This window comes from Dinghuibacter sp. (assembly GCF_035492835.1).
GTDB lineage: Bacteria > Bacteroidota > Bacteroidia > Chitinophagales > Chitinophagaceae > Dinghuibacter.
In genome coordinates this window covers 1-9,150 of the sequence record NZ_DATJIY010000026.1, presented here as the reverse complement: position 1 = coordinate 9,150, position 9,150 = coordinate 1, and the positions used below count along the sequence as shown (strand labels likewise).

The window sequence follows — 9,150 nt, the reverse complement described above, 5'->3', positions numbered from 1 at the left end:
AGCGATATGAAAACCGCTATTCCACAATTATATCTGCGGCTAGCCTTGGGGGTTGGCTTTCTTTGGCTGGGGCTCGACCGGGTGGGCGCCTGGGGGCCTTATGGGAAGCCGTGGGTTAGCTGGGGGGACTGGGAGCATTTTTCGGCAAGGGCGCATACGCTGATGGGGTTTTTGCCTTATGGGCTGGCGGAGTTCCTGGCGGTTGTCGCCACGATTGTAGAAATTGGGGGCGGCTTCCTGCTCATTATCGGGCTGTTTACGCGGTGGGCGGCGGCGGTGTGCAGTCTGACGACCTTTTGCTTTTGTGTGGCCATGACCATAACGGACGGGATACTGTCGCCCATCGACTATTCGGTCTTTACCGTGAGCGCGGCCTGTCTTTTATTGGCGACGCAACCGGCTTATCCGTGGAGCGTCGATGCGGTAAGACGCAAGCGGGCGCGCTAAATGCGCTGCCCGCCGGAGACGTTGATGTCCGTCGCAACGATGTGCCGCGCCATATCCGACGCCAGGAAAACGCACACCGCGGCCACGTCCTCGGTCGCGGCGACCCGTCGGATAGGGATGGTTTCCCCGACGCTCTTGAGCCGGTCCCCTTCCGACAGCCATTGGGCGGTCAGGGGGCTCAGCACGTTCCCGGGCGAGACGGAATTGATGTTGATGTTGTGCGGGGCCGCCCATCGGCCCACGTTCTTGGTATACGCGTCCACGGCGCCAAAGGCGGCGCAGTACGCGGGTATATCGTCTATGATACCATGCGCGGCAAAGGAGCCGATGTTGACGATCTTGCCGTATTTGCGCTCGGCCATATGGGGCAGCACGGCCTGGGTGCACAGCATACAGCCCTTGAGGTGACCGTTGAACTGACGGAGGATCTCGTTCTCCTCGGTATCGAGCTGGCCGCCGGTGGCGCCGGGGCCCGCTATGTTGAACAGGATGTCGATCTGGCCAAAGGACTTGATCGCTTCCGAAACCAGGCGCTGTACCTCGTCGTGGATGGACGTGTTGGTTTTGACAAAAACCGCTTCCCCGCCCGCGCCCTTGAGCTCGGCGACGACGTCGTTCCCTTTTTCTTCCTGGATATCGGCGATGACGACCTTTGCGCCTTCCGCCACCATCATCTTGGCGACGGAACGACCGATGCCGGAGGCGCCACCGGTGACGATGGCGACCTTGTCTTTTAGTTTGAGGTCCATGGTGTCTAGTTTTGTTCCTGGAGGCGGGTAGCGTCGCCGATCGTTTTCATCTGATCGGGCGTAAGCTTGTTTGCCACGTCCAGGGCTTTTAGGTTTTGTTCGAGCTGTTCGCGTTTGGAAGCGCCGAGGATGGCGCACGTTACCCGGGGGTTTTTGATCACCCAGGCGATGGCCAGGTCGGCCATGCTGACGCCGATTTCGTCGGCCACCTGTTTGAAGGCGCGGGCCTTGGCGACCTTTTCTTCGGAATAGGCCATACCCATCATGCCTTTGAACTCGGGGAGGTCGAGCCGGCTGCCCTTAGGGATGCCGTCGTTGTACTTCCCCGTGAGCATCCCGCTGTGGAGCGGGCTCCAGGTGGTGAGCCCCAAACCGTAGGTATCGTAGAGCGGTTCGAAGTCGGTTTCCACCTTGTGCCGGCGGAAGAGGTTGTACTCGGGTTGCTCGACCACGGGCCGGATAAGGTTGTATTTTTCGGCGATGGTAATGGCGGCCTGTATCCCCGCCGCGGTCCATTCGCTGGTCCCCCAGTAGAGAATTTTACCCGATTGGATCAATTGGTGCATGGTCCAGACGATCTCCTCGGCAGGGACGCTATCATCCGGACGGTGGCAGTAATAGATGTCCAGGTAATCGGTCTGCAAACGGCCCAGCGCCTCGTCGCAGGCCTCGCGGAGGTGTTTGCGGCTGAGGCCTTGCTGGTTGGGCTTGTTGTCGCCGCGCCAGCCGAAATAGGCCTTGGACGTAAGCACATAGGACGTGCGGTCCCAGCCCTTTTGCTTCAGGACGCGCCCCATGATCTTTTCGCTTTCGCCCTTGGCATACACCTCGGCGTTATCGAAGAAGTTGATGCCATTGTCATAGGCCACCTGCATCAGCTCCCCCGCGGCCTTGTCGTCGACCTGCCCGTGGAAGCTGATCCAGCTCCCGTAACCGAATACGCTTAGTTGCAAGCCGGTATGTCCTAGTTTTCTATACTCCATAGGTTAACAGTTTTTTGCCTTATCCCTATAGGAAAACAATTACTTTGCCAGTTATCTTTGTACCATGCAACCGAACTTTCACCTCACCCATATACCCGAGCGCACCCAGCACCCCCGCACCCATGGTCTCACCATGGTGACCGATAAGGGCTTAAGCGTAGACGCCACCAAAGACTACCTCTCGGTGGCCTATCCGTACGTGGACCTGGCCAAATTGGCCTTTGGCGTGTCTTTTGTGCTCCCCCACCTGCGGGAAAAAATCGACGCCTACCGCGCCCACGACATCCCGGTTTACTTTGGGGGACTCTTGTTCGAGGCCTTCGTGGTCCGCAACCAGTTCGCCGACTACCTGGCGCTTCTGAAGGAATACGACATCCGTTGTGTGGAAGTTTCGGACGGATCGATCAACATTTCGCACAGCGAAAAGTGCGGCTATATCGAAAAGCTCGCCACCCAGGCCGTGGTTTTGAGCGAGGTGGGCTCAAAGGACAAGGACCGGGAGCACATCACGCCGCCGTACAAATGGATTGAGCTGATGACCGCGGAGCTCGCCGCCGGCGCGCAATACGTCATCGCCGAAGCGCGCGAAACCGGCACCGTCGGCCTCTACCGCGACTCCGGCGAGGTCCGCGAAGGTCTCGTACAGGAAATCCTCACCAAGATCCCCGGTGAAAAAATCATCTGGGAAGCCCCGCTCAAGGACCAGCAGCTCTATTTCCTAGAATTACTGGGCTGCAACGCCAACCTGGGGAATATTGCCACATACGATGTGATCGCGCTGGAGGCGATGCGGATCGGGCTTCGCGGGGATTCGTTCCACTTCTTTTTGTAACCGTGACGTCCCGGCGCGGGTTACGCGTCCGCGCCGCTGGTGGGCACGCGCTTTTTCCTCAGCGCCGGCCAGTGGAGCCCCTTCTTCTGGTTCACGGTCGCCTCATCGCGGTCGTCGCCGAGCAGAATGCCCCACGCCTGCAGGCTTTCCACGCCATCGAAGATAACCTTCAGGATCGCCACGATCGGCACCGCCAGGAACATCCCGGGGATGCCCCAGAGCATTTCGCCGACGACTACGCCGAGGATGGTGGCCAGCGCGTTGATGCGGACCTTGGAGCCCACGACGCGGGGAAGCAGGATGTTGCTGTCGACCAGGTGGACGGCGACAAGGGCGATGGTCAGCTCCAGGACGACGGTGGGGGTATTGGTGGTAAAGGTGATCAGCGCGCTCAGGATCAGCGCGGTAAAGATACCCAGGTAAGGGATCAGGTTCAGGAGCGCGGCGATGACGCCCAGCAACAGCGCGTATTTAACGCCGATGATAAAGAACAGGGTACAATTGAGGATGGCGACGATGGCCATCTCGATCATCAGACCGACGATATAGTTCTTGATCACGTGCCGCGTCTTGCCGAGGATCTCATACACCTTCGGGGTGTGTTGGCCGGAAAAGGCGCGCACCAGGAAACGCACGACCAGCCCGCGGTACAACAGCAGCAGGAAGGTGTAGATCGGGATAAGGACGGCAAAGAGCAGGGTGCTTGACAACGACGAGACCGTGCTCCCGACGATGGCGCCGGTGGAGGACAGGGTCTGGCTCTTGGCCGAGTTGATGAGCTGGTGCATCCCCGTGGAGGTCATGTGGAAACGGTGCTTGATCCACACCTGGATCGAGTCCAGCACGTCGTTGAACTGGTTCAGCAGGGCCGGCAGGTCATTGCGGAAGCTGATGATCTGCGAAGAGATCAAATAGAGCACGAAGACGACCAGGAACATCGACACCAGGAGCGATACCAGTGCCGCTATGCCGCGGGGAACCCCTTTTTTCTCCAAAAAATCGCAGGGGGCGATCAACATGATGGCCAGCAAACCGGCAAACGACATCGGGATGAATATGGTCTCAGCCTGCTTCAACAGGATAAATATCAGCACGATGGCGACGAGGCTTTGGGCCAGTTGCGTATAAAAGGGGTTGATCTTGGTATCCATAAGCGGTAGTTCTGCGAACGGTAAATATATTAATATTTGCTAGATTCGTAGGTATGCAGCAAAACCGTCGTGAATTTCTCAAGCAGGCCGCCCTGACGGCCGGCGCCATCGCCGCGGGGCCGCTGGCCGGCGTGGCAAGCGCGCACCGCGTCGCCACGCGTCTCGCCATCCAGCTCTACAGCGTCCGTGACGACATGAAAAAGGACCCCAAGGGCACGCTAACGGCGCTGGCGCGTATGGGTTATAAGAACGTCGAACACGCCAACTACGTGGATCGCAAGTTCTACGGCTACGACCCGGCGACCTTTAAGAAACTCCTCGACGACCTGGGGCTGACCATGCCCAGCGGGCACACCCAGCTCAAGGAAGGCGACCACTGGAACGGCCAGGACTTTACCGACGCCTGGAAACAAACCGTGGAGGACGCCAGGATCGCCGGCCAGGGCTATGTGATCTGCCCCTGGCTCGACGAATCGCTCCGGACCGACGCCGGCCGGCTGAAACGCTGGATGGACGTATTTAACAAAAGCGGGGAGTTGTGCCGGGCCAGCGGTCTCCAGTTCGGCTACCACAACCACGACTTCGAGTTCAAGGACCGCCTCGACGGTAAGCTGCTGTACGACATTATCCTCGGCGAAACCGACCCCAAGCTCGTCGCCCAGCAGCTCGACATCGGCAACATGATGGGCGGCGGCGCCAAGCCCATGGACGTGCTGAACGCGCACCCCGGCCGTTTTGCGCTCATGCACGTAAAGGACGTGATCCCCGCGAAGGGCGCGGGTGAAATGAACGATCCGTATGACAGCACCGTCCTGGGCCAGGGCATCCTGGGCACGGAGGCGGTCGTCCGGGCGGCGGTCGCCCAGGGCACGACACAGCTGACCATCGAGCAGGAGTCCTACCAGGGTCGCAGACCCCTCGACGACGCACGTAAAGACCTGGAGGTCATGCATCATTGGGGTTATTAGGGATTATTCGTATCTTGACCGCCTAATCATTTAACCATGAACACCCCTTATTCCCGGCGCCTTATCCTGCCCGGCAGCCGCAAACCCGTACCCTCCGGCGACCTTCAACCGGGTATTAAAAAGGACGACCTCGTCGACATCACCCTCAAGCTACGACCCGGCAGACCGCTCCCCGACCTGACCGACCCCGCCGTCCACCGGGTATTTTCGCCCCTTTCCCGCGAGGCCTTTTCGGAACGCTATGGCACCAGCCAGGCGGACATCGACCAGGTCGAGGCTTTCGCCAAACACGAGGGTTTCACGGTCGTCCGGGTCGAGCCCCACAAAAGGGCCGTCGTAATCCGGGGTACGGTCGCGCAATTGGAGCAGGCCTTCCAGGTTTCGTTGAATCTATACAAGGATGCCCAGGGTTGCGTATTCCGGGGCCGGTCCGGCGACGTGTCGATCCCCACGGAGCTCGACGGCATCGTGCGCGGCGTTTTTGGGTTGGACAACCGGCCCTGGGCCACCCCCAAGATCAAACGCGTCGCACGGGCGCAGGCCAACGTTTCGTACAGCCCGGTCGACATCGCCCGGCTGTACAACTTCCCCGACGGGGTGACCGGCGAAGGGCAGTGTATCGGGATCATCGAGCTGGGAGGTGGTTACCAGACCTCCGACATCGACACCTTTTATAAGAACCTGGGTCTCTCCGCCCCCACCCTCGTGGCCGTCCCGGTGGACGGGGGAAAAAACAATTTCGGGTCCACCGTCAGCGACGAAGACGGCGAAGTCACCCTGGATATTGAGGTAGCCGGCACCGTTGCCCCCGCCGCAAAGATCGCCGTATATTTTGCGGGGAATACCACGCAAGCCTTTCAGGACGCGGTTTCCACGGCCATCCACGACACCGTGAACAAGCCCTCGGTCATCTCCATCAGCTGGGGCGGACCGGAAGACACCTCCTATGGTTCGTACTACACCAGCTTCGACGAAGAGTTCCAGGCCGCGGCCACGATGGGCATCACCGTGTGCGCCGCGTCGGGGGATTCGGGCTCCAGCGACGGCGCGGACGACGGCAAGGTTCACGTCGACTACCCCGCCAGCAGCGCCTACGTGCTGGGGTGCGGGGGCACGACCCTGCGCGCGAACGTCCAGACCGACACCATCAACAGCGAGGTCACCTGGAATGGCGGCAGCAACGACGGCGCTACCGGCGGCGGGGTCAGCGACCTTTTTGCGCTGCCCACCTACCAGGACGGCGCCGGGGTACCCGCCTCCCCCAATACCGGCAAAACCGGGCGCGGCGTGCCCGACGTCGCCGGCGACGCCGACCCCGCCACCGGCTACAACATCCTCCTCGGCGGCCAGACCGAGCCCATCGGCGGCACCAGCGCCGTCGCCCCGTTGATGGCCGGCCTAGTGGCCCGGCTCAACGACGCCCTCGGCAAACCCGTCGGTTTCCTCAACCCGGTGCTCTACACCAACGCCGCCGCCTTCCGCGACATCACCCAGGGGAACAACGACACCGTCGGCAACGGGTCGTCTTACGTCGCCGGCACCGGGTGGGACGCCTGTACCGGGCTGGGAGTGCCAGATGGGGGGAAGTTGCTGGACGCACTGCGTGGATGACTGCGCGTTAGCGCCCCTTCGCCCGCATGACCCTGGCCTCCTCCGGGTACCCGTTCTGCTCCAGCGCATCGGCGTAGCTGTCATAGGCGTTTTTGCTTTTGGGGAAAAGCAGGGTATTCAGCTTAAAGACTTCCAGGGCGTATCTCTTGTTCGGGCCTTGCAACAGGTCGTAGCCCAGGTGGTTGAGCTCGAATTCATCGAAGTAATAGTGCGCGGTATCGTCCTTGAGCTCGTTGAACAGCGTGGCCGCGGCGTCTACTCCTTTATCGACGAGCGTGCGGCCATATAGCCTCGCCAGGGATTGCGTCACCTGGATGTGCAGCGGCGGCAGGCCGTTGATGATATTGGAGAGCGACAGCATGGTTTCCAGCGGGGCGTCGTCCATGTTGTCGTAATACGCGATCGTTTGGTTTTTGTCGAGGTTGCGGTGGAGGAACGCGGTCAATCCCACGATGTGCCCGTCGTGAAAGGCGAACCGGACCGCGGGCGTCGTCCGGCTGGTGTAGATGCTCCAACCCAGGCCATAGGTGCGCGTGCTGCGTGGGTTCATATAGGCGGTTTTGCCGTCGTTGAGCACTACGGCCGTGAAGGCGCTGTCGAGGAGTCCCGCGCCCAACAGCTTCCCCGCCCTCAGGGCGTTATCGAAGCGCCAGAGGTCCCGGAGCGTAGTCACTACATTTCCCGGACCCTGGATGTCGCTTAGGTTGTAGTAGGTATAGAACTGCCGGTGGTTCAGCGAATCGACGTTCAGCCAGTCCGTGTAATACATCGTGGGCCGCGTGTACCTGACGGTATTGGGCATTCCGTGTTCGCGTATATACGTCGCCGTCATGCCGGCGGGTTCAAAGACGTGCTCGCGCATGTATTCCGCAAACTTCTGTCCGCTCATTTTTTGCACCAGCAGCGCGAGGATCGCATAGTTAAAATTGTTGTACATCCACTTGTCGCCGGGGGCGAACCGGAGCGGTTGCCCGGCGGCCACGAGCTGCGCGTAAGCCTCCTCGTTGCTGATCAGCGCATCCGGGTGCTCAAGGATATAGCCGTCCTCGAAGCGCTCCAGCTGTGGGAGACCGGACGTTTGCCCGAGCAGGTGGCGGACGGTGATGTTGGCGTACGGGAAGTCGGTCAGGTACCGCTTCACCGGGTCGTTGAGCCGCACCCGGCCCTCGTCCACCAGCTGGAGCACCGCCAGCGAGGTGAACGGTTTTGACGTCGACGCGACATTGACGCGCGTGGTATCGCTGTTCATGATCCGCCGTTCACGGTCGGAGTAGCCGTTGGCGTGTTCGTAGACGACATGGCCATCCTCGGCGATCAGCACGGCGCCGTTGAAGTAATGGTGTGTCGCGAGCGTATCCAGGAGGGAGTCGAGCCGTGCGCGGGTTTCGGGGGGCAAGGGTTGCTGCGCGCGGGCGGTCACCGCCAACGGCTGTCGCCCCCGGGCGCTCACCGCTGACGGCTGCTGCCCCCGGGCGCCCGTCGCGGTGGCCAACAGGCCTGTGACTGCCGCCGCCGCGACAACAGGCGCCTTACCCAGAAAGGTGAAAACGAATTTCAAAGACATAAGAAAGATTTCTTACAATACTAAGAAACAATTCTTAGTTTTATAAGAATGTTTTCTTAGATTAGCGGTATGAATCACCCGGAACCTACAAAATCGGAATTGGAAATCCTGCAGGTGCTTTGGTCCAGCGGCCCCTCGACCGCCCGCCAGATCAACGATCACATCAACCGGCACACGCGGCAGGTCATTTATATGTCGACCCTCAAGCTCATGCAGATCATGGTGGAGAAGGGACTGCTGGTGCGCGACGAAAGCGCCCGGACCCACGTCTACCGCGCGGCCGTGGACGAGGGGAAGACCAAGACCGTCATCCTCGACAAGATGGTGGACACCCTTTTTAACGGGTCGGCGGGCAGCCTGATGATGCACCTGCTCGGGAACAAACAGCTCACACCAGCGGAGATGGCGGAGTATCGACGGATGCTCGATAGCCTCGACGCGGAAAATGGCGGCGGCGCCGCCGGAAACGATAACAAATCAAAAAAGTAAGCCATGCTGACAAACCCTTTAGCCAAAGCCCTTTTCTGGACGCTCGTCCACTCCCTTTGGATCGGCCTGATCGTCGCGGCGCTCGCCGCCCTCCTGATCGTCCTGACGCACCGCACGCGCGCGGCGTTCCGGTACAATGCCCTTTGTTGTCTGCTGGGGGGATTCGTGCTGGCCACGGGTCTCGTTTTTGCGCGGCAATTCGATGCGCCCGGGCGTTTGATGCCCGTCCGGACGACTGCGAACGTCATGAGTTCGTTGTCGCCGGTTAAAACCATAACGCCAACCCGGGTGACACACGCACTGGACCAGGCCGCACCCTGGCTGCTCATCTGCTGGTGGGTGTGTTTTCTTTTCCG

Annotated in this window: 10 protein-coding genes; 6 read left to right on the top strand and 4 right to left on the bottom strand. The window is 60.5% G+C overall.

From position 1 onward, the window contains the following. Positions 1-447 (top strand): DoxX family protein (locus tag VL547_RS02685; protein WP_325574905.1); only part of this gene is annotated, 447 nt, incomplete at its 5' end. Here the strand turns inward: VL547_RS02685 and VL547_RS02680 are convergent. Continuing rightward, positions 444-1,196, bottom strand: coding sequence for an SDR family NAD(P)-dependent oxidoreductase (locus VL547_RS02680; protein WP_325574903.1), 753 nt, complete (start codon positions 1,194-1,196; stop codon positions 444-446). The genes VL547_RS02685 and VL547_RS02680 overlap by 4 nt on opposite strands. A 5-nt stretch (positions 1,197-1,201) precedes the next feature. Then, positions 1,202-2,179, bottom strand: coding sequence for an aldo/keto reductase (locus VL547_RS02675; protein WP_325574901.1), 978 nt, complete (start codon positions 2,177-2,179; stop codon positions 1,202-1,204). Positions 2,180-2,243: 64 nt separating this feature from the next. Between VL547_RS02675 and VL547_RS02670 the strand changes: the two genes are divergently transcribed. After that, positions 2,244-3,011, top strand: coding sequence for a phosphosulfolactate synthase (locus VL547_RS02670; protein ID WP_325574899.1), 768 nt, complete (start codon positions 2,244-2,246; stop codon positions 3,009-3,011). A gap of 20 nt (positions 3,012-3,031) precedes the next feature. Here VL547_RS02670 and VL547_RS02665 read toward each other — a convergent pair whose 3' ends face one another. Then, positions 3,032-4,162 carry an AI-2E family transporter gene (locus tag VL547_RS02665; protein ID WP_325574897.1) on the bottom strand — a complete coding sequence of 377 codons (1,131 nt, stop codon included), beginning with the start codon at positions 4,160-4,162 and terminating at the stop codon, positions 3,032-3,034. Between the two features lie 53 nt (positions 4,163-4,215). On the opposite strand from VL547_RS02665, the gene VL547_RS02660 reads away from it, so the two are divergent. Continuing rightward, a complete protein-coding gene (locus VL547_RS02660) occupies positions 4,216-5,130 on the top strand; it encodes a sugar phosphate isomerase/epimerase (RefSeq protein ID WP_325574895.1) in 915 nt (304 codons plus the stop codon). Between the two features lie 36 nt (positions 5,131-5,166). Next, positions 5,167-6,741: a S53 family peptidase gene (locus VL547_RS02655; protein ID WP_325574893.1), complete on the top strand. Its 1,575-nt coding sequence runs from the start codon at positions 5,167-5,169 to the stop codon at positions 6,739-6,741. A gap of 7 nt (positions 6,742-6,748) precedes the next feature. On the opposite strand, the gene VL547_RS02650 is transcribed toward VL547_RS02655, so the two are convergent. Continuing rightward, complete coding sequence (locus VL547_RS02650; protein ID WP_325574891.1) at positions 6,749-8,305, bottom strand: serine hydrolase domain-containing protein; 1,557 nt, start codon at positions 8,303-8,305, stop codon at positions 6,749-6,751. Between the two features lie 69 nt (positions 8,306-8,374). On the opposite strand from VL547_RS02650, the gene VL547_RS02645 reads away from it, so the two are divergent. Together VL547_RS02645 and VL547_RS02640 are read left to right on the top strand one after the other, a co-directional pair. Continuing rightward, positions 8,375-8,794: a BlaI/MecI/CopY family transcriptional regulator gene (locus tag VL547_RS02645; protein ID WP_325574889.1), complete on the top strand. Its 420-nt coding sequence runs from the start codon at positions 8,375-8,377 to the stop codon at positions 8,792-8,794. Between the two features lie 3 nt (positions 8,795-8,797). Then, the coding region (locus VL547_RS02640) for a hypothetical protein (RefSeq protein ID WP_325574887.1) at positions 8,798-9,150 on the top strand (353 nt) is incomplete at its 3' end.

Excerpts from the sequence above, each read along its gene's own strand:
- VL547_RS02680 (WP_325574903.1), bottom strand. The coding sequence starts at position 1,196 with ATGGACCTCAAACTAAAAGACAAGGTCGCCATCGTCACCGGTGGCGCC.
- VL547_RS02665 (WP_325574897.1), bottom strand. The coding sequence starts at position 4,162 with ATGGATACCAAGATCAACCCCTTTTATACGCAACTGGCCCAAAGCCTC.
- VL547_RS02645 (WP_325574889.1), top strand. The coding sequence starts at position 8,375 with ATGAATCACCCGGAACCTACAAAATCGGAATTGGAAATCCTGCAGGTG.
- VL547_RS02670 (WP_325574899.1), top strand. The coding sequence starts at position 2,244 with ATGCAACCGAACTTTCACCTCACCCATATACCCGAGCGCACCCAGCAC.
- VL547_RS02655 (WP_325574893.1), top strand. The coding sequence starts at position 5,167 with ATGAACACCCCTTATTCCCGGCGCCTTATCCTGCCCGGCAGCCGCAAA.
- VL547_RS02675 (WP_325574901.1), bottom strand. The coding sequence starts at position 2,179 with ATGGAGTATAGAAAACTAGGACATACCGGCTTGCAACTAAGCGTATTC.
- VL547_RS02650 (WP_325574891.1), bottom strand. The coding sequence starts at position 8,305 with ATGTCTTTGAAATTCGTTTTCACCTTTCTGGGTAAGGCGCCTGTTGTC.
- VL547_RS02660 (WP_325574895.1), top strand. The coding sequence starts at position 4,216 with ATGCAGCAAAACCGTCGTGAATTTCTCAAGCAGGCCGCCCTGACGGCC.